At 63.2% G+C, this 26,928-nt stretch carries 26 protein-coding genes; 10 read left to right on the forward strand and 16 right to left on the reverse strand.

The annotated features are described in order from the left end of the window. Positions 1–25 precede the first annotated feature (25 nt). Entirely contained in the window at positions 26–967 is a 942-nt protein-coding gene (gene rpoH, locus AC1DUR_RS13410) for an RNA polymerase sigma factor RpoH (RefSeq protein WP_477719545.1), read from the reverse strand. A 497-nt stretch (positions 968–1,464) separates the two neighbouring features. Between rpoH and AC1DUR_RS13415 the strand changes: the two genes are divergently transcribed. The 8 genes from AC1DUR_RS13415 to AC1DUR_RS13450 all read left to right on the forward strand — a co-directional run bounded on the left by AC1DUR_RS13415 (position 1,465) and on the right by AC1DUR_RS13450 (position 8,601). Beyond that, a complete protein-coding gene (locus AC1DUR_RS13415) occupies positions 1,465–2,439 on the forward strand; it encodes a type IV toxin-antitoxin system AbiEi family antitoxin (protein WP_477719467.1) in 975 nt (324 codons plus the stop codon). Continuing rightward, positions 2,402–3,262 carry a nucleotidyl transferase AbiEii/AbiGii toxin family protein gene (locus AC1DUR_RS13420; RefSeq protein WP_477719468.1) on the forward strand — a complete coding sequence of 287 codons (861 nt, stop codon included), beginning with the start codon at positions 2,402–2,404 and terminating at the stop codon, positions 3,260–3,262. Before AC1DUR_RS13415 ends, AC1DUR_RS13420 begins: the two co-directional genes overlap by 38 nt. A gap of 142 nt (positions 3,263–3,404) precedes the next feature. Continuing rightward, a complete protein-coding gene (locus AC1DUR_RS13425; RefSeq protein ID WP_477721665.1) occupies positions 3,405–3,611 on the forward strand; it encodes a hypothetical protein in 207 nt (68 codons plus the stop codon). 217 nt (positions 3,612–3,828) lie between these two features. Then, positions 3,829–4,902, forward strand: coding sequence for an ABC transporter ATP-binding protein (locus AC1DUR_RS13430; protein ID WP_477719470.1), 1,074 nt, complete (start codon positions 3,829–3,831; stop codon positions 4,900–4,902). Between the two features lie 59 nt (positions 4,903–4,961). Continuing rightward, the gene (locus AC1DUR_RS13435) at positions 4,962–6,290 is read left to right on the forward strand and encodes an ABC transporter substrate-binding protein (protein ID WP_477719471.1); all 1,329 of its coding nucleotides are present in this window, start codon (positions 4,962–4,964) and stop codon (positions 6,288–6,290) included. 132 nt (positions 6,291–6,422) lie between these two features. Further along, on the forward strand, positions 6,423–7,325 hold the full coding sequence (locus AC1DUR_RS13440; RefSeq protein WP_477719472.1) for a carbohydrate ABC transporter permease: 903 nt from the start codon (positions 6,423–6,425) through the stop codon (positions 7,323–7,325). Further along, complete coding sequence (locus AC1DUR_RS13445; protein ID WP_477719473.1) at positions 7,322–8,197, forward strand: carbohydrate ABC transporter permease; 876 nt, start codon at positions 7,322–7,324, stop codon at positions 8,195–8,197. The genes AC1DUR_RS13440 and AC1DUR_RS13445 overlap by 4 nt, the downstream gene beginning before the upstream one ends. A 272-nt stretch (positions 8,198–8,469) precedes the next feature. Further along, complete coding sequence (locus AC1DUR_RS13450) at positions 8,470–8,601, forward strand: hypothetical protein (RefSeq protein WP_477719474.1); 132 nt, start codon at positions 8,470–8,472, stop codon at positions 8,599–8,601. Between the two features lie 566 nt (positions 8,602–9,167). Here AC1DUR_RS13450 and AC1DUR_RS13455 read toward each other — a convergent pair. The 11 genes from AC1DUR_RS13455 to AC1DUR_RS13505 all read right to left on the reverse strand — a co-directional run bounded on the left by AC1DUR_RS13455 (position 9,168) and on the right by AC1DUR_RS13505 (position 20,107). Then, a complete protein-coding gene (locus AC1DUR_RS13455) occupies positions 9,168–9,785 on the reverse strand; it encodes a hypothetical protein (protein WP_477719475.1) in 618 nt (205 codons plus the stop codon). Next, entirely contained in the window at positions 9,782–10,471 is a 690-nt protein-coding gene (locus tag AC1DUR_RS13460) for an SCO family protein (protein WP_477719476.1), read from the reverse strand. Before AC1DUR_RS13460 ends, AC1DUR_RS13455 begins: the two co-directional genes overlap by 4 nt. Continuing rightward, complete coding sequence (locus AC1DUR_RS13465; RefSeq protein ID WP_477719477.1) at positions 10,471–11,085, reverse strand: c-type cytochrome; 615 nt, start codon at positions 11,083–11,085, stop codon at positions 10,471–10,473. Before AC1DUR_RS13465 ends, AC1DUR_RS13460 begins: the two co-directional genes overlap by 1 nt. Before the next feature lie 19 nt (positions 11,086–11,104). After that, positions 11,105–11,704 (reverse strand): cbb3-type cytochrome c oxidase subunit II, encoded by a 600-nt coding sequence (locus AC1DUR_RS13470; protein ID WP_477719478.1) that lies wholly within the window; start codon positions 11,702–11,704, stop codon positions 11,105–11,107. Continuing rightward, positions 11,694–13,337, reverse strand: coding sequence for a cbb3-type cytochrome c oxidase subunit I (locus AC1DUR_RS13475; protein ID WP_477719479.1), 1,644 nt, complete (start codon positions 13,335–13,337; stop codon positions 11,694–11,696). The genes AC1DUR_RS13470 and AC1DUR_RS13475 overlap by 11 nt, the downstream gene beginning before the upstream one ends. A 320-nt stretch (positions 13,338–13,657) precedes the next feature. Further along, positions 13,658–14,428 carry an ABC transporter ATP-binding protein gene (locus AC1DUR_RS13480; RefSeq protein WP_477719546.1) on the reverse strand — a complete coding sequence of 257 codons (771 nt, stop codon included), beginning with the start codon at positions 14,426–14,428 and terminating at the stop codon, positions 13,658–13,660. Between the two features lie 2 nt (positions 14,429–14,430). After that, the gene (locus AC1DUR_RS13485; RefSeq protein ID WP_477719480.1) at positions 14,431–15,306 is read right to left on the reverse strand and encodes an ABC transporter ATP-binding protein; all 876 of its coding nucleotides are present in this window, start codon (positions 15,304–15,306) and stop codon (positions 14,431–14,433) included. 11 nt (positions 15,307–15,317) lie between these two features. Next, the gene (locus tag AC1DUR_RS13490; RefSeq protein WP_477719481.1) at positions 15,318–16,217 is read right to left on the reverse strand and encodes an ABC transporter permease; all 900 of its coding nucleotides are present in this window, start codon (positions 16,215–16,217) and stop codon (positions 15,318–15,320) included. After that, positions 16,214–17,245 (reverse strand): ABC transporter permease, encoded by a 1,032-nt coding sequence (locus AC1DUR_RS13495; protein ID WP_477719482.1) that lies wholly within the window; start codon positions 17,243–17,245, stop codon positions 16,214–16,216. The genes AC1DUR_RS13490 and AC1DUR_RS13495 overlap by 4 nt, the downstream gene beginning before the upstream one ends. Before the next feature lie 42 nt (positions 17,246–17,287). Next, positions 17,288–18,895: an ABC transporter substrate-binding protein gene (locus AC1DUR_RS13500; RefSeq protein ID WP_477719483.1), complete on the reverse strand. Its 1,608-nt coding sequence runs from the start codon at positions 18,893–18,895 to the stop codon at positions 17,288–17,290. Positions 18,896–18,952: 57 nt separating this feature from the next. Continuing rightward, positions 18,953–20,107, reverse strand: coding sequence for a mandelate racemase family protein (locus tag AC1DUR_RS13505; protein WP_477719484.1), 1,155 nt, complete (start codon positions 20,105–20,107; stop codon positions 18,953–18,955). Positions 20,108–20,292: 185 nt separating this feature from the next. Between AC1DUR_RS13505 and AC1DUR_RS13510 the strand changes: the two genes are divergently transcribed. Further along, positions 20,293–21,072: a FadR/GntR family transcriptional regulator gene (locus tag AC1DUR_RS13510; RefSeq protein WP_477719485.1), complete on the forward strand. Its 780-nt coding sequence runs from the start codon at positions 20,293–20,295 to the stop codon at positions 21,070–21,072. Between the two features lie 235 nt (positions 21,073–21,307). Beyond that, positions 21,308–22,363 carry a porin gene (locus AC1DUR_RS13515; protein ID WP_477719486.1) on the forward strand — a complete coding sequence of 352 codons (1,056 nt, stop codon included), beginning with the start codon at positions 21,308–21,310 and terminating at the stop codon, positions 22,361–22,363. 44 nt (positions 22,364–22,407) lie between these two features. Here the strand turns inward: AC1DUR_RS13515 and AC1DUR_RS13520 are convergent, their stop codons facing one another. The 4 genes from AC1DUR_RS13520 to AC1DUR_RS13535 all read right to left on the reverse strand — a co-directional run bounded on the left by AC1DUR_RS13520 (position 22,408) and on the right by AC1DUR_RS13535 (position 26,650). Then, complete coding sequence (locus AC1DUR_RS13520; protein WP_477719487.1) at positions 22,408–23,406, reverse strand: D-2-hydroxyacid dehydrogenase family protein; 999 nt, start codon at positions 23,404–23,406, stop codon at positions 22,408–22,410. Further along, on the reverse strand, positions 23,403–24,794 hold the full coding sequence (locus AC1DUR_RS13525) for an MmgE/PrpD family protein (RefSeq protein WP_477719488.1): 1,392 nt from the start codon (positions 24,792–24,794) through the stop codon (positions 23,403–23,405). The genes AC1DUR_RS13520 and AC1DUR_RS13525 overlap by 4 nt, the downstream gene beginning before the upstream one ends. A 114-nt stretch (positions 24,795–24,908) precedes the next feature. Continuing rightward, positions 24,909–25,880, reverse strand: coding sequence for a Bug family tripartite tricarboxylate transporter substrate binding protein (locus AC1DUR_RS13530; protein WP_477719489.1), 972 nt, complete (start codon positions 25,878–25,880; stop codon positions 24,909–24,911). Positions 25,881–25,918: 38 nt separating this feature from the next. Continuing rightward, positions 25,919–26,650: a GntR family transcriptional regulator gene (locus AC1DUR_RS13535; RefSeq protein ID WP_477719490.1), complete on the reverse strand. Its 732-nt coding sequence runs from the start codon at positions 26,648–26,650 to the stop codon at positions 25,919–25,921. Positions 26,651–26,928 lie beyond the last annotated feature (278 nt).

A 26,928-nucleotide genomic window follows, 5' to 3' on the forward strand; every position in this document is an offset into this window, starting at 1 on the left:
TGCTTTTGGTGCGCGACTCCCTGGCTCAGGCGTAAGCCGCCAGCACCTTTTTCATTTTCTTCATCGCCGAGACTTCAATCTGGCGAATCCGTTCGGCACTGACCTGGTACTCGTCCGCCAGATCGTGCAGGGTCATGCCGCCTGAGCCATCATCGTTGACCTTGAGCCAGCGCTCTTCCACAATGCGGCGCGAACGCGGATCCAGCTCTTCCAGCGCGGCGCTGATGCCGTCACTGGCCAGGTTGTCACGCTGGCGTGATTCGATCAGGGCGGTCGGTTCCTGCGTGGCATCGGCCAGGTAGGCAATCGGTCCAAAAGCGTCTTCGCCGTCGTCGCTGGGGCTCGGGTCCAACAGTACGTCGCCGCCCGACATGCGCTGCTCCATCTCGATGACTTCCTCGCGCTTGACGTTCAGCGTCTTGGCCATCGAGTCAATCTGGCCTTCGGTCAGCGTGTCGCGGTGCGTCGCCACATCGGCGTCGCCCTTGAAACCCTGTTTCATCGAGCGCAGGTTGAAGAACAGCTTGCGCTGGGCCTTGGTGGTGGCCACCTTGACCATGCGCCAGTTTTTCAGGATGTACTCGTGAATCTCGGCCTTGATCCAGTGCATGGCATAGCTCACCAGCCGCACGTTCTGTTCCGGGTCAAAGCGCTTGACTGCCTTCATCAGGCCGATATTGCCCTCCTGGATCAGGTCGCCATGCGGCAGCCCGTAACCCAGGTACTTGCGGGAAATCGACACCACCAGGCGCAAGTGAGAGAGCACTAACTTACCAGCGGCCTCAAGATCGTTGTGTTCTTTGAGTTTTTTGGCAAATTCCTGCTCCTGCTCCAGGGTGAGCATGGGCAGACGGTTGACCGCCGAAATGTAGGCGTCCAGATTGCCCAGCGGGGGAACCAGCGACCAGGGATTGACGGCAGCCACGGCACCGGCGCGGGGCGCGGAAACCGCAAGGGCGCCCGTCAGGGCCTGGGGGGACAGAGCATGTGACACAGTCGAACTCCTTTTCTAGGACGAAATATTAGCACTCCATTAGAGAGAGTGCTAAGCAATAGGTTCAATGCCGCCGATAGCATAAGGCTAACCCGTGCTAACCCTTGGTTTTCACTCAGTTGTAGGTATGACCCCCCAGCGTCGACTTGGTTCTGGGGGTTTGGTTACCCGTTTGTAAAGGCGGGTCGGCGTTCATTGCCAGGGCCTCGGGTGATGGATTGCGCTGCCTCAGTCAAGCAGGCCGCCGCGCTTCGGGAAGCGGCCCAGTTAGTGGTATTGGGGGTCAACCTGGAGTCGCCCGTTCACTTTTTGTGAACATTTAATTAAATTGAACAAAAGCGGAATTTTGTTTAAAATTCGCTCTCGTTCATAAAATGTGAACGTCTTTAAATTATGAACAAATGGGCGATCCCAAACTTCTAATCGAGCGTGCAACGGCTGAGTTAAGGCGGTTGGGCCTTGACGTGGTCATGGTGGATCCGCCCCAGGATACAACGCGGTTTCTGGCGGATGCATGGCTGCGTATTGGCAAGGGCGGAGAACATATGGACTATGTGGTCGAAGCCAAAAGCAGGCTGACGCCCGCGACCCATGGGGCGGCAACCATGCAACTCCAGCACGCCGCAGCTGCGACCGGGCTCGCCCCTTTGCTGGTGACGGAATACCTCACGCCGCCCATGGCTGAAAAGCTACGTGGGCAAAAGCAGCAGTTTGCGGATACGGCAGGCAATGCCTACCTGGAAGGCCCCGGCCTGCTGGTCTATGTGACAGGATGCAAGTTGCAGGACAGCAATTTGGCCCCCAACGCTGGCAAGGCGTACACCCTGACGGGCTTGAAGGTGATGTTTGCGCTGCTTGGCAACCCTGAGCTTGCCAACGCGCCACACCGTGCCATCGCAGCAGCAGCGGGCGTAGCGCTGGGTGCGATTCCGGCCGTGCTGGCCGACTTGCAGCAGACTGGCCATTTGCTGGTGCTGCCAAAGCACCGGCGCCTCAACGCCACCAAACGGTTGCTTGACGAATGGGCGCTGAACTATGCGCGCAGGCTGCGGGCCAAGACCTTGCAGGCGACCTATCTTGCGAAAGACTTTGACGCCTGGCAACAGTGGCCGCTGGATGCCCAGGCCTTGTGGGGTGGTGAGCCAGCGGCGAATCTGCTGGTTGACTATCTGGTGCCGGGTGTGCTCACGATTTATGCCGACAGGCTTCCGCCAAAACTGCTGGTGGAGCAACGCATGACAATTGTTCGCGGCGCGCAGGCGGGCGACCGTGTGCTTGAGTGGCGAAAACCGTTCTGGGGAAATATGCCAGCCACAACGCGGCCAGACACGGTGCATCCCGTGCTTGTGTATGCCGATTTACTCGCAACAGGCGATGCCCGCTGCATCGAAACCGCACAGCTGGTTTATGACGAACACCTTGCTCGACTTCTCCCTGCGGCCTGAGCTGGCCCTGCACGCCCGGGTGGTGGCTGACGTGGAGCCAGCCGCAGCGGCCATGAGCATTGCGCCGCTCATTGCTGGCGCCTTTGCGCGCGACCTGCATCTGCAATACGGGCACGGCATCAACATACAGCGTCAAACAGAAGATATCGACTTCGCATTGGCCGTGCCGGACTGGGCAGCTTTTGCAGTTTTGCATGAGCGTCTGATCGCAAGCGGCGCATTTGCGGGTTCAACTACGGCGGCGCATCGGCTGCGGCATCACAGCGGCTGGCCGGTCGATCTGGTACCGTTCGGCGGGGTTGAATCCCCTGAACGAAAGATTGCCTGGCCACCACGTCACGAGTTCGCCATGGACGTGTTTGGTTTTCGTGAGGCACTGGCAACTGCGCACGTCGTCTTGTTGCCAGGCAATGTGCGGACGCGAGTGGTGTCGCTTCCCGCGCTCGCCTTGCTCAAAATTGTTTGCTGGCAAGACCGGCACTACGCCTCCCCGCGCAAGGATGCACACGATCTGCAGATGATCCTGCGCCACTACCTGATTGCCGGCAATGAGTCACGACTCTGGGATGAATTTGTTGGCTGGACACAGGACGATGATTTTGACTACGAGCTTGCCGGTCCACCCATGCTGGGCCACGATATTCGCCGCATGCTCGATAAACATGGTCTTGATCAAGTGACCCATGTGCTGCTGCCGCAAACGGACACTGGCAAGCCGGGCCTCTTGCCCAACGAGATGAATTCCACCGACCCGGACCGCGCACTTGCCTGGCTAAATGCGTTGCTGCGCGGCCTGATGGACACAGAGATACCCAAGCCATGAACTCCGCCATCATTGTCCAGAAACCCTGGAACTACTGCAACGTGCTGCGCGACGACGGCATGAGCTATGACGACTAGGTCGAGCAGCTCACTTACCTGCTGTTCCTCACAAGTTTCAGGACCCGGCCAAGCTGCGCCGCCTGGTGGTGGACCTGATCGGTTGTGAAAACTGGTCGGCCAGCCTGGACATTTTCTGGCTCAAGGACGACAGTCTGGTCGACAGCGACAACCTGCCGCCGCCCGACGTGATTGCCCAGGAAATCGTCGATGATCTGGAAGCGGCTCGGGAGGAGTTCAGGTTGATTGCCGGTGGCTTGGGGAGCGATCTTGCGGTGGAGGTCGGTGGTTAGTTTGCTATTATTTTAATAGCTTATTAAGCAGGTTCTGTATGGGGTAGAGTCCTATTTTGCTCTCAGTTCCAGCCCGGCGCGCGTCCTAGTGGTTAGCCCCAATGGTGGGCGCGGCGGGCGATGCTGATACTGACACGGCATTGTGAGTTCGCCGTGTGCGGCGCGGGCACAACACGACAGGGGCGGCTCTTGCCCGGAACCTTCAGGAACGCTGTGTATGGCCGGTGTCACGATCAGGGCAGTCAAGAAGAACTTCGGCGAAGTCCCCATCCTTCATGGCGTGGACATCGAGATCCAGGACGGTTCGTTTACTGTGCTGGTCGGCCCCTCGGGCTGCGGCAAGTCGACGCTGCTGCGCATGATTGCCGGGCTGGAACAAATCAGCGGCGGCGAGATCCGCATTGGCGACAAGCGCGTCAACGACTTACCGCCGAAGGCGCGCGATATCGCGATGGTGTTCCAGAACTACGCGCTGTACCCGCACATGACGGTGCGCGAGAACATGGCGTTCTCGCTCGAACTGGCCAAGCAGGACAAGGCCACGGTCGCCAGCAAGGTCGCACGCGCCGCCGAGATCCTGGCGCTCGGTGCGCTGCTGGATCGCTACCCGCGCCAGCTGTCGGGCGGCCAACGGCAACGCGTCGCGATGGGGCGCGCGATCGTGCGCGATCCGCAGGTGTTCCTGTTCGATGAACCGCTCTCGAATCTCGACGCCAAGCTGCGTGTCGCAATGCGCAGCGAGATCAAGGAACTGCACCTGCGCCTGAAGACCACCTCGATCTACGTCACTCACGACCAGATCGAGGCGATGACGATGGGCGACAAGATTGTCGTGATGCGCGACGGTCGCATCGAGCAGACCGGCAGCCCGTTGGATCTGTATGACCATCCGGCCAACCAGTTCGTCGCCGGCTTCATCGGCTCACCGGCGATGAACTTCCTGCCCGGCACGCTGAAGCGCGCCGGCGGCAGCGCGCGCATCGAGCTGGGTGACGGCACCCAGCTCGACGCACCGCCGCGCTCGGGCGGCGCGGACGGCCAGCCGGTGATCTTCGGCACCCGGCCCGAGCATTTGACGCTCGCTGACGCCGGCGGCATTCCGGCCCATGTGGTCGTGATGGAGCCCACCGGGATGGACACCTTCATCGCCTGCCGACACGGGGGCGTGGACCTCTCGGCGGTGTTCCGCGAGCGACACGACTTCGCACCTGGCAGCACCATCCATCTGCTGCCCGACCCGCAACGCGCGCACCTGTTCGATGCGAGCACCGGCCAGCGCCTCGCAGCCTGACTGCGCTCGATGCCTTTTCCCCGCCTCAACACTCGACTTATCACGGAAGGAGACTCACGATGAACCCGTTCAATCGCAGAAAATTCCTCGAAGGCTCGGCCGGCGTCGCCGCCGCGGCCACGATCGGCACCGGTGCCGCCGTCTGGGCGCCCGCAGTGCATGCGCAGGCGCTCACCTACAAACCCGAGAAGGGTGCCAAGCTGCGCGTGCTGCGCTGGAGTCGCTTCGTGCAGGGCGACATCGACGCCTACATGGTCAACGTCAAGAAGTTCACCGAGAAGACCGGTATCGAGGTGCGGGTCGACAACGAAGGCTGGGAAGATGTGCGGCCCAAGGCCGCCGTGGCCGCAAACACCGGCGCCGGGCCCGACATCATCCTGTCGACCAACGACGACGCGAACCTGTACCCCGAGAAGCTGCTCGACGTGACCGACCTGTGCACCTACCTCGGAAAGAAGTACGGCGGCTGGTATCCGGCCTGCGAGGCCTACCTGCGGCCCGACGGCAAGAAGTGGATCGGCGTGGCACTCGGTGCCGCCGGCGCGATGCTGGTCTACCGCCAGAGCCATGTGAAGGCGGCCGGCTTCGACAGCTTCCCGAAAGACACGACCGCTTTCCTGAGCCTGCTCAAGGCGCTGCACGCCAAGGGCACGCCGGCCGGCATGGCACTCGGCAACGCCACCGGCGACGGCCTGTGGACCAACTGGCTGATCTGGTCGCATGGCGGCAAGCTGGTCGACAAGGACAACAAGGTCGTGATCGACAGCCCCGAAACCATCAAGGCGCTCGAGTACGGGAAGGAGATGTACGCGAACTTCGTTCCCGGCACGCTGTCGTGGCTTGACCCGAACAACAACAAGGCCTTCCTCGACAGCCAGATCAGCCTGACCAACAACGGCATCTCGATCTACTACGCGACCAAGAACGCGACCGACCAGAAGGTCAAGGATCTCAAGGAAGACGTCTACCACGCCCAGTACCCGATCGGCCCGGTGGGGGTGCCGACCGAGTCGCACCTGTTCTTCAACCAGATGATCATGAAGTACACCAAGTACCCGCAGGCCGCAAAGGAGTTCCTGCGCTTCATGATGGAGCAGGAACAGTTCGACCCATGGCTCACGGCGGCCGGCGGCTACATCGCCCCGCCGCTGGCGGCGTACACGAAGTCGGCGATCTGGACCTCGGACCCGAAGCACACTCCGTACCGCGATTGCGTGAAGAACCTGCGCCCGGCAGGCTACGCCGGCAAGCTCGGTTACGCGTCGGCGGGTGCCGCCGCCGACTTCATCGTCGTCAACATGGTGGCCGAAGCAGCGAGCGGATCGAAGACGCCGAAGGAAGCGGCGGAACGGGCGCAGAAGCGCGCCGAACGTTATTACAAAGTCTGATAGTGCCGACACCTTTGGTGCGGCACTATCTCGCTGCGTTTGATCGTCACGCCGCCTGGACGGCGGGCGTGACGTTCAACCTGGCGCCGCGATGCTTGCGCATCGCCGGTCGCGCACGCTGGACTACCACCGATGCTTGAGAAACTTCAGAACAGTCGCAACGCGCTCGGGCTCATCTTCATGTTGCCCGCTGCGGTGCTGCTGCTGCTGTTCCTGACGTATCCGCTCGGGCTGGGCGTGTGGCTCGGATTCACCGACGCCAAGGTCGGCCGGCCTGGCGAGTGGATCGGCATCGAGAACTACGTCTTCCTGGCCACCGACAGCGTCACGCAACTGGCGCTGTTCAATACGCTGTTCTACACAACCATTGCGAGCGTGGCGAAGTTCTTTCTCGGCTTGTGGCTGGCGCTGCTGCTGAACAAGAACATCCGTTTCAAGTCCTTCTTCCGGGCCGTGATCCTGCTGCCCTACATCGTGCCGACGGCTTTGTCGGCGATCGCCTTCTGGTGGTTGTTCGACGCGCAGTTTTCCATCATCAGCTGGGTGCTGGTGAAGATGGGCGTGATCGACAAGTACATCGACTTCCTCGGCAGCCCGTGGAACGCGCGCTTCTCGGTGATCGCGGCCAACGTGTGGCGCGGCGTTCCCTTCGTCGCGATCACGCTGCTGGCGGGCCTGCAGACGATCTCGCCGTCGTACTACGAGGCGTCGGCGATCGACGGCGCCACGCCGTGGCAGCAGTTCCGCCACGTCACGCTGCCGCTGCTGACGCCCATCATCGCGGTGGTGATGACCTTCTCGGTGCTGTTCACCTTCACCGACTTCCAGCTGATCTACGTGATCACGCGCGGCGGCCCGCTCAACGCTACCCACCTGATGGCCACGCTGTCGTTCCAGCGCGCGATCTCGGGCGGCGCGCTCGGCGAGGGCGCGGCGATCTCGATCGCGATGGTGCCGTTCTTGCTGGCCGCCATCATGTTCAGCTACTTCGGCCTGCAGCGCCGCGCGTGGCAACAGGGCGGGGCCGACAAATGAGCCAGGACACGAGCACCGACACGGTCGGGATGAGCTTTCTCGACTCCACGCCGCGCAAGCTGGTCAGGGTCTACCTGCCGCTGTGCATTTTTCTGTTCGTGCTGCTGTTCCCGTTTTACTGGATGGGCATCACCGCGTTCAAGCCCAACAACGAGCTGCTCTCGCGCGACGGCAACCCGTTCTGGATCGTGGCGCCCACGCTCGCACACGTGAAGAAGCTGCTGTTCGACACCGCCTACCCGCAGTGGATGTGGAACACGGTGCTCGTCTCGGTCGTCTCCACCTTTTTCTCGCTCGCCGCGTCGGTGCTGGCCGCCTACGCGATCGAGCGGCTGCGTTTTTCGGGCGCCAGGCATGTGGGGCTGGCCATCTTCCTGGCGTACCTGGTTCCACCGTCGATCCTGTTCATTCCGCTGGCTTCGGTGGTGTTTCAGCTCGGCCTGTTCGATACGCGGCTGGCGCTGATCCTGACCTACCCGACCTTCCTGATCCCGTTCTGCACCTGGCTGCTGATGGGCTACTTCAGGACCATCCCGTTCGAGCTGGAGGAGTGCGCGCTGATCGACGGTGCGACACGCTGGCAGATCCTCGTCAAGATCGTGTTGCCGCTCGCGGTGCCGGGCTTGATCTCGGCCGGCATCTTCGCGTTCACGCTGTCATGGAACGAGTTCATTTACGCGCTGACCTTCGTCTCGTCGAGCGAGATCAAGACGTTGCCGGTAGGCGTGGTCACCGAGCTGGTCGAAGGCGATGTGTACCACTGGGGCTCGCTGATGGCGGGCGCGCTGTTCGGGTCGCTGCCGGTCGCATTCATCTACTCATTCTTCGTCGAGTATTACGTCTCGGGGATGACGGGCTCCGTGAAGGAGTGATCGGTGGGGTCAATGCTTCACCGCAGAGAAACGGAGTTTTCGCCAAGACATGGGAGGTAGCGTACAAGATCTCATTCGAGTTGCAGGCCGCACCAACGGCGTGAGGAATTGCCAAGGCGAGTCCGGCGTGTGGCTCCAGGTGCGGGTGTGTCAGCCCAGGACACATCGTCCGCCGCGACAGACAATCCTACCGGCCACACCCGCAAAACCTGGCTGAGTTTGCACTGCAAGGTGCCAAATACGCGTTTTTGGCGGAAAGGCTGGAGCCCAGCGTGCCCACCCGCCACAGCGCACCGGCTTTTGCGGCGGTGTTTGCACCGGGGTCGGACGACTACGTCTGGCCCCCTAAGGGCGCCGTGCGCGGCACAGGTTTGCCGCCCCTGTACCCCGCGGTGAGGGTGTAAAGAACAAAAATTCCACTGAACTGTGGAAAACGCCGCGTCTCTAACGCCTATGAACCAATCCATCAAAGGCGCGGCGAAACGCCTTACCTTTTCGCTGGTTGTCGTGTCCGCCCTGGGTGGATGCGCGGTTTATGGGCCTGCCGACCCTGGACCCTATGCGTACGGAACGTATGCCACCGGCCAACCCGTTTATGTGGCGCCTCCCGTTTACGCCAATCCCTACCCTTATCCTTACCTCTACCCCTATCCCTACTACTATGACCCTTTGTACATAGGCCCGGCTGTATCCTTCAACTTCGGTTTTAGCTCATGGAGCGGTCATCGCAGTCATGATCGGGGATTTCGGGGTGGGCATGGCGGCTTTCGGGGGAGTCACGGCGGTGGTTCCAGGCGCGGTGACCGGTAATTTCCTGATGCCTCGTGGCTGAAAACGTGGAAGCAATACGGGCCCGGCTGGGCTGGCGGTAGTGGCGTTGGCTGCCGGGATGGTCATCCCCCTGGTTCAGATTTTGGCGCACGAGATAGCGTCCTGTGCTCGCCCCGTAGAACCGGTAGAACCGTAGAAGCTAGTGCACAGCCTTTGGAGAGGCAGGCGTGTGCGGCCGCGTCAGGCGCCAGCTAACCTGCGCCAGCCAGAGCGCCGCCAGGGCACTGGCTACCCAGATCAGGGCTGCGCCGACAAACTGTTGTTCATCCAGCCGATAGGCATTGCACACGCGCGCAGGCGCCTCCTCGTAGAGCGTGCCTGCAATGGCCATCATCGGCAGCGTGTTGCCCAGAAAGAAGCCCTGCACCACGGTGCCCGCAGCCCGCCAGGACAAACGCAGCGCGGCGCCACACAGCAGCAAGGCGGCCAACTTGAGGGCGTCAATACGCGCATCCACCAGCACCAGATCGAGCAGACGCGGCACCATGGCCAGCGCCAGCACCAGCGCGGCAAAAACCAGCCCGGCCATACCGTGCGCGTTGCAGGCATCCAGGCGTTGGCGCCACGTGGGTGAAAGGCCCGCGGCCAGCAGGCCGCCCACCACGATCAGGGCGGGAAACTGCAGCAGCATGTGCGTGGCCATGCCTGACTCCAGCGCGCGCCGGAGCGGTGGCAGCAGCAGGGCAGCCAGCAGCAGCCCGCCAAGGAGGACCTGGTGGCGCGCCAGCCATCGGCCAACGGTGTGCGGCGCGCTCATCCGGTGCTTCCTTCGGCCTTTGCTGTGTGGGCTTGTGTGGCCGCAAGGTGCTGCGCCCAGGCCAGCGCGGTGTCCATGTCGGTGTAGTCAAAGATGCGCACGAGGCGGCCCCTGCCATCGACCACCAGCAGTGCCGCGTTGTGCTCAAAGCCGCCCATGCCATCCGGAATCACCACCACCTGAAAGCGCTCCAGCAAAAGACGCAGCCCCGTTTCATCACGCGCCGTGGCAAAACGCCAGATATGCGGGTCGGCCTGGAGGCGGCCGGCATACGCTGCCAGCGCGGCGGACTGGTCGTGCGCCGGGTCAAAACTGAGGGACAGCAGCTTGACGCCAGCTGGTCCCTTTACGCTCTTTGCGCTCGCCGGGGGGGTGCGTTGGCCTTCCTGGATGTTGGCCTGCAGCTGCTGAAAAGTGCTGCCCAATGCCAGGCAAACCGTCTGGCAGCGGGTGTAGACAAAATCGACGATGGTGACGCCGCCGCCCTCCGAGAGCAGCAACGGCAATGACGTGTCAGCCATGTCGGGCCCGTGCAGCGGGGTGGCGGGCGCGGGCACCGGCGCGAGCGCCACTTCGAGCCGGCGCGCGCCTTCGGCCGTCCAGATTTGAAAATCATGCGTGAGCCAGGCGCCTGCCGCATAAGCGAGCAGTGCGAAAAGCGCGCTCAATACGGTCGTGCGTCCCATCATTGCGCCGGAGGCAAGGCCTTGAGTTCAGCGCCGCTGGCAAAGGGCGCACTGCGGCGCGTGTCCTTGCGTTCGGCGGCGAACTGCTCTGGCGTGATGGCTGCAGCCTTGTTTGACCATTCCGATCGAATGGTGCTGGCAATGGCGGCCAGCTCGGCATCGCTCAGCTGCTTGAACGAAGGCATCATGCCCTTGTAGGTGGTGCCGGCCACCTCGATCTCGCCAGTGATGCCGTGCAGCAGGATGTTGACCACCACGCGCGGCTCTCCCTGCACCCATTCAGAGCCATCCAGCGGCGGAAACACGCCGGGCAGGCCCTTGCCGGTGGCCTGGTGGCAGGACGCGCAGTTGCCCGTGTAAAGCGCCTTGCCGTCTACCGCCTGGCCTGCACCCGGTGCGCCCGGTGCCTTGGCCGTGAGGTCGGCCACGGTGCGCCGGTCACCCAGCTCGGCGTTGCCAAACGGGTCGGAGAAAAATATATACCCGGCACCCAGGAGCACCATCACCAGCGTCACAGCCGCTGCCAGCAGGGGCATGGGTTGCACCTGCTCGGAGGGGTCTCCCGTTTCGCGTTGTTGCGCCGCCGGGTGTTGCCGTGGGTCAGGGGTCACCATGAAAATCTCCTCGGGTGCATCATGGAGCTGCCGGTACTGCCGGTGCCGGCAGGATGGGGTAGGTGTGGTTCAGCGCCTGCAGGTACTTGACCAGGTCCAGGGCCTCCGGCCGGGCCACCACGACCTTGCCAAAGGGCGCGTAGACGGGCGGCAGCGTCACTACCTGGTCGCCTTCCTCGGCCGCATCCTTGACCAGAAACATGTAGGGATACGACGGCATGATGGAGTCGGGCACATAGGCGCGCGGCTGGTACAGGTGGCCCAGATGCCAGTCCTTGCTGGGCTGGCGCGCGCCGATGTTGAAGAGGTCCGGCCCGGTGCGCATGCTGCCCAGCAGGTGCGGCTTGTCATACACATAATCGGCCGGCACCGAGGGGCGGCCCCAGCCGCGCGTGTGGTCGGGCGCCAGATTGCGGTCGCGCGGCTGCTGGCTGTGGCAATACACGCAGCCGTTGGCGATGTACACCTCTCGGCCGCGCAGCTGCTGGTCGGTATAGGGCTTGAGGCCCGCCGGTGGCTTGACGTCGCGTACCTGGATATACGGCATCACGACCAGCGCCGCGGTGGCAACGGCCAGTGCGACCATTGCGCCAGCGGCCAGTTTGACTTCATTTTCCATGCGCGGCCTCCCGGGGTTGCATGAACAGTGCCGCACCGGTCCGGTCAGGGCCGAAACGCAGCGCCATCGCCAGGAAGTGGCCCACAAACACCAGATGTCCCAGGCTCATCACCAGCCCGCCGACGCTTCTGGACTTGAGCCAGGGCAGGGTCACGGCGACCGATTCCCCGAAAGGCCGGGCCGCGTCAAGCATGGCCGTGCCCTGAAGCCAGCCGCCGATCGTCAGGCCAACGAAGTAGATGCTGATGCCCAAGGCGGCCAGCCAGAAGTGCAGCGTGATCAGCCAGGGGTAGGGCCACTCCCACTCCAGCACGCGCGGCATCATGAAGTAAATTGCCCCAAAAAACACCATCGTCACGAAGGCGTACATGCCCAGGTGCGCGTGTGCCACCGTGAAGTGGGTAAAGTGCGTCACCGCGTTGATGCTGCGCAGCGCCTCGAACGAGCCCTGCACGGAAGAGGCCAGGTACATCAGCCCGCCAAACATCATGAAGCGCAGCGTCGGCGAGTAACGCGCCAGGTGCATTTGCCCTTTGAGCGTGCCTTTCATGTTGATGGTGAAAGCCAGTACCGGGATGATCATCATCACGCTTTGCACAATCGACAGCGTGGTCAGCCAGCCGGGCACCGGCCCGCCGATCAAATGGTGGCCGCCCACTTGTCCGTAAAAGAAGGCCAGTGTCCAGAAGCCCAGCAGCGACAGGTTGTAGGACACCACGGGCCGGCCAATGATTTTGGGCAGGAAGTAATAAATGGCCCCCACGGCCACCGGCGTAAACCACAAGCCCAATGCGTTGTGGCCATACCACCAGTTGGTGGTCGCCTGCTGCACGCCGGTGTGCACGCCGGGGAGGTTGGCAACGCCAAACAGCACGGCAATCCACAGCAGGGCCGCCGTGAAGTACCAGACGCTCACATACAGATGCTCGATCCGGCGGTTGACGAGCGTGTAGAGCGCAGGCAGGATCACCAAGGCAAAGCCGACGAAGATGAAGATGTCGATCTGCCACGGAATTTCAAGAAACTCCATGCCGTCAGACCAGCCCACCGCAATCGCGCCAATGCCGGCGGCAATGCCGGTGTTGATCAAAGAGCCGCCCATCATGGCCCAGATGCCGCCATGCAGTCGCGTGCGCAGCATGCGTGGCAGCAGCCACAGAATCACCGCCAGTGCGGCATTGGACGACCAGCCATAGATCACCGCGTTGAGGTGAACCGTGCGAATGCGTCCGAAGGTCAGCCAGGCCTGCTGCACCAGCCAGTCGGGCTCATGCAGCTTGTAGGAGGCGATCAATCCGGCGACCGAGCCCACCAGCAACCACAGGCAGGCAAACGCGATGAACATGAACACGGGGAATGCGCTGGAGCGATCGGCCTCGACGCGGTCGCTGACTTCGCCCTCGGCGGCCGTCGCGAATTCCGCAGCCGGCGGCGCGGCGGCCTGCATGGCGCCGTGCGCCCTGTCGTCGAGGGAGGGGTCGTCGATGCGGCCGATCTCGCCGCGCGCAAAAATCACCGAGGCCGCGCCCGGGTTTTCCACCAGCAGGCCTTTGCGCAGCGACCAGATGAAGGCAAACAAGCCAATGACGGACAACAGGAAAGCGCCCAGCAGGCTCAAAATTGCACTGTCCATCATGGCCTCCGTGTGGTCAGAGGAGGGCGGTTCATCAGGGTTTTGTTAGGCATCGTTTCCTCCTGATCTTTGTGAGGGCGGGCCGTAAAAAGTCTGGCATGCCCGGGGCCTGTCGACCATCGTGCGCCACGCGTCCTCAGTGCCCGTAAAACATGCCCCTGGCCAGCGGCACGATAGCTACCATATGACCGAACACGCTGAAATGCAAGCGCTGCGAACGCGCACCGCACAGCAAGCCGCGCGGCGCGACCGCATGGCGGTGATGAAATGCCCAGGCAGGCTGGGCGCCCGCACTATCCTGATCGTCGCGCCAGGCCGTATCAAGCCGTATCAGCCATGTCCCGGCTGTAGGCCCGGCTCGCATCCACCAGCATCCGGGTGTAAGGGTGTTGCGCCGCGTTGTTGCACAGTGCCTCGGTTGTCAGCGTTTCCACGATGCGGCCCTGCTGCATCACGGCCACCTCGTCGCACAGGTGGGCCACCACACCCAGGTCGTGCGTCACCAGCAGGTAGGTCAGTCCTTCGCGTTCGCGCAGGTCGGCCAGCAGGTTGAGAATTTCAGCCTGCACCGATACATCCAGCGCCGAGGTGGGCTCGTCGAGCAGCAGTACGCGTGGCTCCAGAATCAGGGCGCGCGCAATGGCGACGCGCTGGCGCTGCCCGCCCGACAGCTGGTGGGGATAGCGAAAACGAAAACTGCTGTTGAGCCCCACCTTCCCCAGTATCGCCTCGACGCGTTCGCGTTCCTCCGCCATGCCGCGTGTCAGGCCGTGAATCCGCAAAGGCTCGGCCAGCACGGTGTGAATGGTGTGCCGTGGGTGCAGTGAGCCGTAGGGGTCCTGAAACACCATCTGCACTTCGCGGCAGCGTGCGCGGTCAAGCTTGTGATCCAGCCTGCGGCCCGCAATCTGCAGGCTGCCGCTCCAATGCCTGTACTGGCCGGCCAGGCAGCGCAAAACCGTGGTTTTCCCGGAGCCGGATTCACCCACCAGTCCAAATGCCTGGCCCGCCTTCACCTGCAGGTGCACGTCGCTCAGGACCTTCACCGCGCCCGCTGCGAAAGCAAGGGTGAGTGCGTTGATGTTGATCATGGTCATGCGTTTGCTCCGGAAGTGAGCCAGGCCGGGTCACGCTGCAGCACGGGCAGGCGCGGGCGGCGCTGCTCCAGTCTGGGCAGGGCGCTGAGCAGGCCGCGGGTATAGGGGTGTTCGGCGTGGTCCAGGTCGGCGGCGGCAATGGACTCCACCACGCGTCCGGCATACATCACCAGCACCCGGTCGCAAAAATGGCGCACCAGGTTCAGGTCATGGCTGATGAACACCAGCCCTAACCCGCGCTGGCCGACCAGGTCGTCCAGCACGGCCAGCACCTGCAGCCGTACCGACACGTCCAGTGCCGAGGTGGGTTCGTCGGCAATCAGGATCTCGGGCTCGGTGATCAGCATCATCGCAATCATGATGCGCTGGCCCATGCCGCCCGACACTTCATGCGGGTAAAGATTGAACACGCGTTGCGGTTCGCGGATGCGCACGGCCTCCAGCATGGCCAGGGTGCGTTCACAGGCTTCGGCGCGCGGCACCTTGTTGTGCGCCAGGTAGGCTTCGGCGATCTGCTGGCCGACGCGCACCACCGGGTTCAGCGAGTACTTCGGGTCTTGCATGATCATGGACATGCGCTTGCCGCGGATGGACTGCATGGTCTTGGGGCTGGCGCCCAGCAGGTCGATGCCGTCGAAGGCCAGCTTGCGCGCTTCGATCTGTGCGCTGCGCGGGTGCAGCTTGAGCAGGGCCCGGCCGACCGTGGACTTGCCCGAGCCCGATTCACCCACGATGGCCAGCTTTTCGCGCGACATGGTGAAGGACACGCCACGCACCGCGTGCATGGGGCCGTCGGGCGTGGCGAAGCGGATGTGCAGATCTTCGACCTGCAGCTGGTGCATCAGGGATGCGGAGGGAGAGGCGTTGTGCATGGCGGGTGTCCTCATTCGTTGCGGGGGTCGAGCACATCGCGCAAGCCATCGCCCAACAGGTTGAAGGCCAGGCTCACCAGCATGATGGCGGCACCCGGCATGGCGACGAGCCACCAGCACTCCATCATGTAGCGCCTGCCGGATGAAATCATCGCGCCCCATTCGGGAAGCGGCGGCTGCGCGCCCAGGCCCAGAAAGCCCAGGCCGGCGGCGGTCAGGATCACGCTGGCCATGTTCATGGTCAGGCGCACCACCACGGACGACAGCAGCATAGGCGCGATGTAGCGCACCAGAATGCGGGTGGAAGATGCGCCCTGCAACTGGGCCGCCACTACAAAATCGGCATGGCGCAGGGACAGGGTTTCGGCCCGTGCCAGCCGTGCAATCGGTGGCCATGCAGTCAGCGCAATCGCAATGACCGCGTGGTCCAGCCCCGGCCCCAGGGCCGCCACAAAGGCCAGCGCCAGGACCAGGCTGGGGAAGGAGATGAAGATGTCGGTGATGCGCATGAAGAGGTTGTCGACCCAGCCGCCAAAGTAGCCCGACATGCTGCCCACCGCCAGACCCACCGGACCGACGATCACCGTCACCAGGGCAATGATGTAGAGCGAGATGCGCGAGCCATGCACCAGGCGGCTGAACACGTCGCGGCCGTATTCATCGGTGCCAAACCAGTGGGCGGCGGAAGGGGCTTTGAGCGACTGGGCCAGATTCTGGTCGAGCGGACTGTGCGGGGCGATCCAGGGCGCGAGCAAGGCCACGAGCAGCAGCATCAGCACCACCAGCAGGCCGGCTACCGTCATGGGGTTGTGCAGCAGCCGCAGCAGGCCCTGGCGCAGGCTGTGGTGCAGCGCCTGGGCGGTGGATTGCGGGGTGTCGCTGAACATGGGGGTCAGGGTATGGGAAGTCATCCGCGTGTTCTCGGGTCAAAGACGTGGTACAGGGCATCAGAGAGCAGGTTCAGCGTGACGAAGATGATTCCCACCACCAGCACGCAGCCCATGACGGCGTTCATGTCACCCAGCAGCAGGCTGCTGGTCAGGTATTGGCCAAAGCCTGGCCAGGCAAAGACGGTTTCGATCAATACCGCGCCTTCCAGCAGGCCGCCGTAAGCCAGGGCCACAATCGTCAGCAGCTGGACCAGGATGTTGCGGAAGGCGTGGTGCCAGACCACGCTGCGCTCAGGCAGGCCCTTGACGCGGGCCGTAGTGATGTATTCCTGCGACAGCTGGGCCAGCATGAAGCTGCGTGTCATGCGGCTGATGTAGGCCATCGAGTGCAGGCCCAGAATGCAGGCCGGCAGCGTGACGTGCTTGATGGCGCTGCGAAACACTTCCCATTCGCCGGCCAGCGCCGCGTCGATCAGCAGCAGGCCGCTGCGCGGGGCCACCAGCCCGTCAAACGCCAGGTCGACCCGGCCTGCACCACCGGCCCAGCCCAGCCAGGCGTAAAACACCAGCAAGCCCATCATGCCGAACCAGAACACCGGGGTGGAATAGCCAAACAGGCTGATGACCCGCACCACATGGTCGGCCAGGCGGCCCCGCTGGGTGGCGGCATACACGCCCAGCGGAATACCCAGGCCGGTCCCCAGCAGGATGGCGGCGGTGGCCAGTTCCACCGTGGCGGGCAGCACGCGGGCCAGGTCTTCGGTGACCGTGTGCCCGGTCAGCAAGGCGTTGCCCAGGTTGCCTTGCAGCAGGTCGCGCAGGTAGTAGGCAAACTGCACCGGCAGCGGCCGGTCCAGACCCAGTTGCAAAAACACCTGGTCGTAGGTGGAGCGGTCGGCGTCGGGCCCGACGATGGACAGCACCGGGTCCAGCGGCATCACGCGGCCGATCACAAAGGTCAGCAGCAGCAGGCCCAGCAGGGTCAGCAGCACGCTCAGCAGGCGCTGGCCCAGGGCCCACAGAGCGGGGGTGGTCAAGGGTGAGGACAAGGGAAGTTCTCCATGCAGAGGTAAAACGGTGGCGCTTCGGAATCAGCGTTGCTTGAAGACATCGCGCAGCCGGGTGGTGGCTGATGGATGGCCCTGGTAGTTGCGCACGTCCTTGCGCAGCACCACGGTGTCCACCATTTGCGACACCGGCTGGATGGCGCCTACCTGGGTGTCGTACAGTTTTTGGGCCTCCTGGTAGGTCGCCGTCTGTTTGGTCTCGTCAAGCTGCACCTCGGCTTTTTCGATCAACTGGTTCAATTCCGGGTTGAAGAAAGAAGTGCGCCAGCCCTGGAAGTTGGTGAGCTTGGCGGCATCGCTGTTGTCGGGGTTGTAGGCCAGGGCGCGCAGGCTGGAGTGCGGATGTGGCTCGACCCCACCGCCGCCGCGCCCCACCAGGATTTCGAAATTGCGCTCACGCATGGCACCGTATACCTGGTTGCCGGTGCCCGAGAGCACGCTGGCCTCGATACCGGCTTTGGCCAGGGTGGCCTGCAGGCTGGTGGCGATGTTAATAAAGGGCGGGTCCGCCAGCACGCGAATGGTGGTCTTGAATCCGTTCGGATAGCCCGCTTCTGCCAGCAGCTTTTTCGCGGTGGCCACATCCAGCTTGTAGCCCGGGCTGGGCAGCGTCGCGGCCAGGCCCATCTGCACCGGGCGCTGGTGCGCCACGCCGTAGTTGGGCATCACGGTGGCATTGATGCCGTCGTAGTCAATCAGGTTGCGGATTGCCAGGCGCACGCGTTTGTCGGCAAATTTCGGGTCTTTCATGCTGACGGCCACGTAATACAGTGTGCCGCGCCGCACCGGTTGTACCACCACATCGGCGTTTTTCTTCATGGCCTCGACGTCGGGCACCGACATGCCCGAAGCCACGTCCAGGTCGCCCCGATCCACCATCAGGCGCAGCGACTGCGACTCGGTCATATGCCGCATGATGACGCGCTTGAGCTTGGCCGGGCCGCGCCAATAGCCATCAAAGCGGTTCATCAGCAAGGTGTCTTTGGCGCGCCATTCGGCCAGCGCGAAGGCGCCGGAGCCGGCCGCATGGGTGGTCAGCCAGGCGGCCCCCAGGTCACCGTTTTTATCGTTCTCCAGAACCTTCTTGCGGTCCAGCACCACGGCGCTGACCGAGGTGGCCAGGGTGTAGAGCACCATCTTCGGGTCGGTCGCCTCGGGCAGGTCGATCACGAGCGTCTGGGCATCGGTGGCGCGGATGGCCTTGTCCACATTCTGGGCTGAAAAGCCATAACTTTTCCAGGGCGAAGCCATTGCCAGATTGAGTTTGAGCACCCGCTGCAGCGACCAGGCGGCGTCCTCCGCCGTCAGCACATTGCCCGACTGGAACTTGACCCCCTTGCGCAGCACCAGGCTGATGCTGCGCCCGTCGGGCGATACCTTCCAGCTCTCGGCCAGGCCCGGCAACATCTTGCTGGTGTTCTGCGGGTCCAGCTCAATCAGGTAGTCGTACAGGTTGGCGGCTATTTCCACCACATCGTTGCCCGTGGCGGCTGCCGGGTCGAGTGACAGCAGGTTGTTCATGCTGAACCCGATCACCAGCTGGTCGTCCGGGGTTTTGGCCTGGGCCGCTGCGCCCAGCGCGCACAGTGCCAGGGCTAATGCGCACTTGCGCAGCAGCTTCGAATGTTTCATGGGGTGTCTCCTCAAGGTGGATCGGCAAAGGCTGCGGCGTAATCGCCTTAATAAGCCTTAATAGTTCAGGCGGGTATGGGCTTCGATGTAGGCGAAATTGATATCTTCGCCCAGGCCCGGCAGCTGAGACAGGTGCACGTCGCCGTTGGCATCCATCGGGTCGGCCAGCTTGTTCAGGTAGGCGGGTACCTCGTCATAGTCCAGAAAGGGATGTAGCAGCCCGCGTTCATACCAGCGGCAGTTTTTGATGGCGGCGCATACGGCCAGGTTGGCGGCTCCGTTGCCGTGTACCTCGCAGTTCATGCCAAAAGCCTCGGCCAGGTGCGCCACTTTCAGCGTAGGCGAAATACCGCCAACGCCCGGTACCCCGGCGCGCAGGATGTCGCAGGCCCCGGCCATGACCCAGTCGGCCCGGCTGTGGTGCTTGCCTGACAGGCTTTCCGGCCCGACGATAGGGATGTCGAGCTGGGAAGCCAGCCAGGCATAGGACGCCATGCTCTGCTCGTTCATCATTTCCTCGAACCAGGTGAAGTTGAGTTTCTCCAGCGCGCGGCCAATCGTCAAGGCATCGGTGCGGCTGTAGTTGTGGTAGCCGTCCAGCATCAGCGGAATGTGGGGGCCAACGGCCTCGCGCACGGCAGCGCAGGCCTTGATGTCCATGCCGGGGTCGGGCGCAAAGGATACCGGCGGCATCCAGGTGTGCAGCTTGATGGCCTTGTAGCCGCGTGCCACCAGTTTTTCGGCAAAGCGGGCGTATTCGTCGGGCGTGGACAGTCCGCCTTTCAATTCGTCGCCGCACATGGTGCTGCCGTAGGCGGGCACCTTGTCGCGGTAGCCGCCGATCAGCCGGTACACCGGCTGCCCCAATGCGCGACCGGCCAGATCCCACAGCGCCTGGTCGACGGCAGCCAGCGCACGGTCGGTCAATTGCCCGGCGCTACCGCGCTGCCAGTGCTCCAGCGACTGCCACAGCTGTTCGCGTTGAAACGGGTTCTGTCCCACCACCACCTTGCGTACAAAGGCTTCCAGCACATGGGGACGAATGACTTCGGGCGGCGCAAAGGCATAACCACAATGGCCTTCATCGGTGGTGATGGTGAGCAGGGCCATCTTGCCCAAGCCCTCGGGACCGGGGTGGGAGTGACCGGCACTGTCTGCCGAGCGGTGGGTGGGATAGGTGAATTCGGTGCCGCGCACATTTTCAATTTTCATGGATGTCTTTCTAAATCATCAGTCGTCAGACTTCATTGAATTTTAGATAACACGTCAGACGAGTTGTGTTGGTGTAAACCCTAAATTTAGGCGGATTTTTGTGGGGGTCGTGATTTGACATCAGTCGTCAGGTGGGATGCCAAGCCACTGTATAGTGGATGGCTAGCCATCACTCTCAGGACGCCATGAGCACCCCATTACAAGAGCATCCCGCACGGGCCAAGAGCCAGCCGCAGCGTGTGGTGGATGGCGTTTTTGAGCGCATCCATGGCGGGGCATTGAAGCCTGGTGACCGTGTTCCGCCCGAGCCCGTGCTGATGCGTGAATTCGGGGTGAGTCGGACCGTGGTGCGCGAGGCGATGTCCCGGCTCCAGGCCAGCGGTCTGGTCGAGACGCGGCAGGGTGTGGGTACCTTTGTGCTGGTGTCGCCGACGGTCGAGCCGCTTCTGTCGATCGGTTCGCGCAACGTGCAGGTGCGCCAGAAACTGGCCATGCTCGAACTGCGTATCAGCCTGGAGTCCGAGGCCGCCAGCCTGGCTGCGGTGCGCCGCCGCGACGAGCACCTGGTTGCGATGCGGGCGGCTCTGGATGCGTTCGACGCCCAGCGCCGCGCGGGTGCCAGCACCACCGAATACGACTTCCAGTTCCATGCGCAAATCGCTGCTGCCACGGGCAACGAGTACTTCGAGGAGGTGCTGCGCAGTTTGGGCAACGCGACGATTCCGCGCCACTTGCATGATGCGCAGCAGGAGGCGACTGAGCCGGGCGTCGGCAAACCCGTGCCCGCAGCGCGTTTTGGTGAAGCGCAGCCCATGCTGGAGAGTGGCAAGGCAATCACGCAGCGCGAGCATGAGGCTATCTATGACGCCATTCACCGTGGAGACGCGGCTGCAGCACGCGCCGCGATGTTCATGCACCTGAGCAACAGTCGCGAGCGCCTGCGTAGCACCGTCGCGGCGGACTGAAGGTATTCGCCGGATCGGTTGCATCGACTGTTTTGGTTTTGTTGTGTCTTGGCGCCAGGCTGCCTGCGCGTGACGCGCCACGCGGCGAAAACAGTCGGCGAGTCGCGCTGAAATCATCAGTCAAGGGTTTTTACGGATGTTTTGCGGTCGGTGAATTTGTACCATCTGATCAGTCGTCTGACGACTGACGTTAAATTCATCAAAAATCCCGCTTAACTCTCCAAGGATCCGTTTCATGAAGCAACCCTTACTCGCCGCGCTTATTCTCGGCACTTTCGCCAGTGCGGCCACGGCCCAATCCAGCGTGACCTTGTACGGCATCGTCGACGCTTGGGTGGGCCAAACCAGAAACAAGGTCGGGGCCGCCCCGGCAGGGACCACTGGCGCGATTGAAAGCGGTGGCGCCCAAGCCAGTCGCTGGGGCTTGCGGGGCTCGGAAGATCTTGGTGGTGGCCTTCGCGCCAACTTTGTGCTTGAACAAGCCATCAGCATTGACACTGGCACGATCACCAAGGTGTCGGGTTCCGACATTGGCTTTAACCGCACAGCCTACGTCGGCCTGACGGGCGCGTTCGGCGAGCTGCGTTTGGGCCGCATGCTGGGTGCTTTCGACGCATTGCGTGGCTCCACCAACCATCTCTATGATTCTTCGGGCTTTGCCTCAACCGGGCAGGTCTGGGGTGCCGGGACCACCGCGGCAAACGGCCTGGCCGCCGTCACCGGCAGCGACTACCTGGCCCGCGGAAACAACACCCTGTATTACGCCACGCCGATGCTGGGTGCGTTCAGTGGCTCGGTCAGCCTGAGTGCTGACGAAGGCGCGGCCACGGCCACCAGTGGGCCGCGCACGATGGGTGCACATGTCAAGTACGAAGCGGGCCCTGCCCGCATCGGTTACGCCTACCAGACCGAAAGGTACACAACCGGCAGCAACAAGTTCCATCTGATCGCCGGCAACTATGACTTTGGCCCTGTCAGGTTTGTCGGCGCCCTGCAGCGGCAAACCGACGAACGGATCGCCGGGCATCAAAAATCGAACGAGTGGGAGGTCGGCCTGGACGCGCCCTTCGGCGCTGCGACCGTTGCGGTAGGCTACGCCAGCGCAGTGACCAAAAACGCCGCTGACCGCAAAGTCGTGGATGCCCATGGGCTGAGCCTGATGGGCACCTATGACTTGTCAAAGCGCACACGTTTGTACACCGCGTACCGCAAGCTCAAGGCTGAACGCGCAGATGGCAGCACCACGCTGGACTCTGCACGGCTAGGTGCGGGAATAACGCACCGCTTTTAGGCCCCTGATTTGATTTAATAGTATCCAGGGTGGCGCTGCTGGCCTCAGGCAACGTCACCCATCAATCGGACCAGCGGCTGGCGGTTCAGCCAGGCCTGCAGGCATTCCGTGACCCCGGTTGCAAATCGCTGGTACACCGGCTCCGTGACAAAACCGAGATGGGGCGTGAGCAGCACATTGGGCAGCCGGCGCAGCGCATCGTCCATCGGCAGCGGTTCCACATCAAACACATCCAGCGCGGCAAAGCCGGGCTGCCCCTGCTCAAGCGCCTGGACCAGCGCCGCGGCATCCACCAGCGCCGAGCGCGAGGTGTTGACGAGCAGGCTGCCAGGCTGCATCAGTTTCAGCCGCTGTGCATTCAGCAGGTGGTGCGTCGCCGGCGTTGGCACGAGGTGCAGGCTGACGACTTTGGCACTGCTCAGCAGTTCTTCCAGCGTGACCGCGCTGGCGCCGTGCTGCGCGGCGCGCTCGGGCGTCATGCGCGGGCTCCAGGTGATGACCTTCATGCCCAGCGCCTGGCCGACCTTGGCCACGCGCCCGCCGATTTCTCCCAGGCCGATCAGGCCCAGCGTCTGGCCATGCAGCACGCCCGCCAGGGGCTCGGGCTTGTCCGCGCGCCACTGGCCGCGGCGCAGCAGGGCGGTTTGTTGTTCGAGCTGGCGCGTGGCGGCCAGGATCAGCGACCAGGTCATCTCGCAGGTGCTGTCTTTGGACGGGCCCCATTCGGTGTGGCTGACGGGAATGTCGCGCGCTGCCAGCGCGGCCAGGTCGAGGGTGGTGTTGCGTGTGCCGGTAAACACCAGGTAGCGCAATTTGGGCAGCCTGGCCACCAGCGTGGCGTCAAACGGCGTGCGGTCCCGTACGAGCACCACGGCGTCGGCATCTTTCAGTGCGTTAATCAGGGCCTCGCCGCGCAGCGGCAGGTGGTGCACCATCACATCGGCTTGCGCATCAATCTTGCGCCAGTCGCCAAGCCGGCGCAGTGCCTGCTCGGCATCGCCGACGATGACGATTTTTGGCCTGGCGTGTGCCGGTGCGGTCATCGGCTTTCCGGCGTGGCGAGTGCAATGACGGCGGCCACGCTGGCCTGGGTGCCCAGAGTCCAGCAGGCGTTGATCAGTTCGCTGGTCCGGCCTGCGCCCAGGATCGGGTCAGACAGGTCCTGGAATTTCGCTTCCAGCAGAACGTCCGTCATCGGATTTTGCAGCGAGCCAATCGCGTGCTCGACAAACACATGCACGCGGCGGCCATCCTTGAGTACCGCCGTCACGTCGGCGCTGGCCTCATCAATGGAGTCGTCGACCGTGGCAACCACCTTGCGGCGCAGCGCCACCATGTCGGCGCGGTTGACGATCTCGTCGGAGAACTCCTCTTCAGCCGCGCGGCCAAAAGTCAGCCCGGCGGCACAGCCGTGGTAGACGCTGAACTTGGCCTGCAGGCCGTCGGCGGGTTCTTTTTTGCCGGTGAGTTCCAGCACCAGCGAGTGCACCTTGAGCTCGATACGCTCGATCTGCTCGGCGGTGACGCCTTCTTTGGAAAATCTTTCGCGCAATTGGGCGCAGGCATCAATGCTGGGGTGAATCACGATGCCGCAGGCAAAGGGCTTGTAGCTGTTGAACGAAATCTCGAAACGTTGGCCCAGCTCATGGGTGATCTCGTTCCAGTCGTTCTTGGTCGAGACGGTCTGCATCATGCCGCGCGGCGCCTCAAGGGCCTTGGGGCTGGCAGTGAAGCCCTGGCTGGCCAGCAAGGCAGACATCAGTCCGGCGCGTGCGGCGCCGCCGGGGTGAAAGGGCTTGGTCATGGTGCCAAACTGTTCGCGCATGCCGACGGGCTGCGAGGCCGCAATACCCAGCGCCATCGCGGTCTTCTGCACATCCAGCTTGAGCAGGCGCGCGCAGGCCGCCGCGGCGCCCAGCGTGCCGGTGGAGCCGGTGATGTGCCAGCCGCGGTCGTAATGCTCGGGGTACATGGCGTTGCCGACGCGGCAGGACACGTCTATGCCCAGCACCAGCGCGTCGATCACCTCGCGGCCCGAGCTGCCCGTGTGCTCGGCCAGCGCCAGCACGGCAGAGGCTACCGGGCCGGCGGGGTGGATGATGGTTTTGAGGTGGGTGTCGTCGAAGTCAAAGGTGTGCGAGGTGATGCCGTTGAGCAGCGCTGCGCTGCCCATGTCGACCTTTTCGGTCCGGCCCAGCACGCTCGCCTGCGCGGCGGGCTGCAGCAGCCTCACGGCGGCCAGTGCCGCATCGGCGGCTTCATGGTGGGCCGCACCCACGGCGCAGCCCAGCCAGTTCATGAAGGTGCGGTGCGCTTCGTGGTCCACCGCATCGCTCCATCCGCGTGACGGATGGGTGGCAACGAACTGCGCGAGGATTTGCGTGACGGGAGGAGCGTTGTGGTCGGCGGCGACCTGGGTATTGCGGGCCATAAATCTCTTGGTGCAGGTGTTCCTGCAAATGTTGTTGATGCCGGATGCGGCGGTATGTGGCGGGTCGGCCTGCGCCGCAAAGGAGCGGCACAGACGCACGGAAGGGGCAAGGCGTTAGCTGTCCAGCTGGATGTTCCTCTCCTTGGCGAGCCTGGTCCAGCGGGCAATGTCGATTTGCATGAAAGAGCCGAAAAACTCGGGCGTCATCTGCACCAGCTCAATGGCTTCGGTGGAGAGTTTTACCTTCATCTCGGGTTGTGCCAGCACCTGCGCCAGCGATGTGCTCAGGGTTTTCACGATGGCTTCGGGCATCTTCGCCGGGCCAACCACGCCGTACCACTGGATGGCATCGAAGCCCTTGAAACCCGACTCTTCCAGGGTGGGGACGTCCTTGAGCAAGGGGTGGCGCTTTCTTCCGGTCACGGCAAGCGCCCTCATGCGTTCGCCCTTCAGGTAAGGCAGCGCGGCGGCGAGCCCCGGGAACATGACCTGGGTTTGCCCGCCGATCAGGTCGGTGATGGCCGGTGCGATGCCGCGGTAGGGGATGTGCACCATGAAGGAATTGCTGGCCTGTTTGAAGAGCTCGGCCGTCAGGTGCGTCAGCGAGCCGGGTCCTGCCGAGCCATAGCTCACCTTGCCGGGGTTCTTCTTCAGGTACTCGATGAGTTCCTTGACGTTTTTAACCGGCAGGCTGTTGTTCACCACCAGCACATTGGGGGTGGCGCCAATCATGCCGATGGGCGTGAAGTCCTTGATCGGGTCGTAAGGCAGCTTGCGCGTGGCGGGGCTGGTGCCGTGGGTCGCGACATAACCCTGCATGAGTGTGTAGCCGTCGGGCACGGAGCGTGCCGTGGTCTGGCAGGCAATGACGCCGCCGCCGCCGCCCTGGTTGTCAACGATGAAACTCTGGTTGAGCACCTTGCCCCAGCGCTCGGTGACGGTGCGGCCAACCAGGTCGCTGCCGCCGCCGGCCGCCACCGGAACGATGTAGCGGATGGGTTTGGACGGGTAGGCCGTCTGGGCCAGTGCCAGGCTGGGGGCGTAGATCAGGGCAGGGGCGGCCTGCAATAGGGTGCGTCGTTTCATGGGGGGGCGTCTCCGGGTGGCGATTAAAAATCAGGGGGCTATTTGGTTTTTATTTGGCTAGTTGGTTGGATGGCTTTGGGCGGCTCAGCGTCAACCAGGCGTATGTAGGCATCGCCCACGTGGCGCGCCATCAGCGCCTCGCAGCGCGCGGCATCGGCGTCGCGCAGGGCCTGCACGATCTCGACGTGTTCGGCAATCGAAGCCTGCACGCCCACGTTCTGTGACAGATTTTTCAGGCGCGACAGATGCAGCTTCTGCACGATGCCGCGGTAAGTCTCGGACAGCTGCCGATTGCCGGAAGCTTCCACAATGGCCCAATGAAAACGGAGGTTTTCGGCGTAGTAGCGCTGCACGTCGTGCTGCCCGGCGGCCTCCCGCATGGTGTCGACCGAAGCCGTCAGCAGCGCCAGCAGGTTCTCGCGTTTTTCGGTGGCCAGGCCGGCGGCGCAGCGCCCGGCAAAGCCATCCAGCAGTCCGCGCATCTGGTACAGGTCACGAATTTCAGCCGCATCGAGCTGGCGAACAAAGACGCCCGAGTGTTTGCGCGACACGACCAGCCCCGAGCTTTCCAGCTCGCGCAAGGCCTCGCGCACCGGCACCCGCGATACCTGCAGCCGGCTGGCCACATCGGGCTCATTGATGCGCTGGCCCGGTGCGAGCACACCCTTGAGAATCAGCGCCAGCATGTCGTCGCGCACCAGCTTCGCCAGCGAGGTGTCGCGGACGTCATTGAAGCGGTCGGCAGAAGATTCGGTGAACCAGGGAAGCATGGTGGCAATTAGTTGGATTCATTATATCGTATACGAAAATCAGCCAAGTCAGGAGTTTCCGGCAAATCGTTCTCCTCCGGCTGTTTCATTCGCTGCCTGAAAGCGAGGCAGGGACGGGGAGGGAGATAAGGAGGAGTGGGACAGTCGCCGTGCGGGACTCGGCTTCTGGTGGCATGGCAGCGAGGTGCCGAACGCCGTGAGGACCAGATGCGCAGCCCTTGCCAGGTAATGCCGCGAAAAAACGCCTCGACCCTCCTCAACCCTGAATCTGGGCAGGG

It is taken from the genome of Polaromonas sp. P4_F4, from assembly GCF_056401355.1.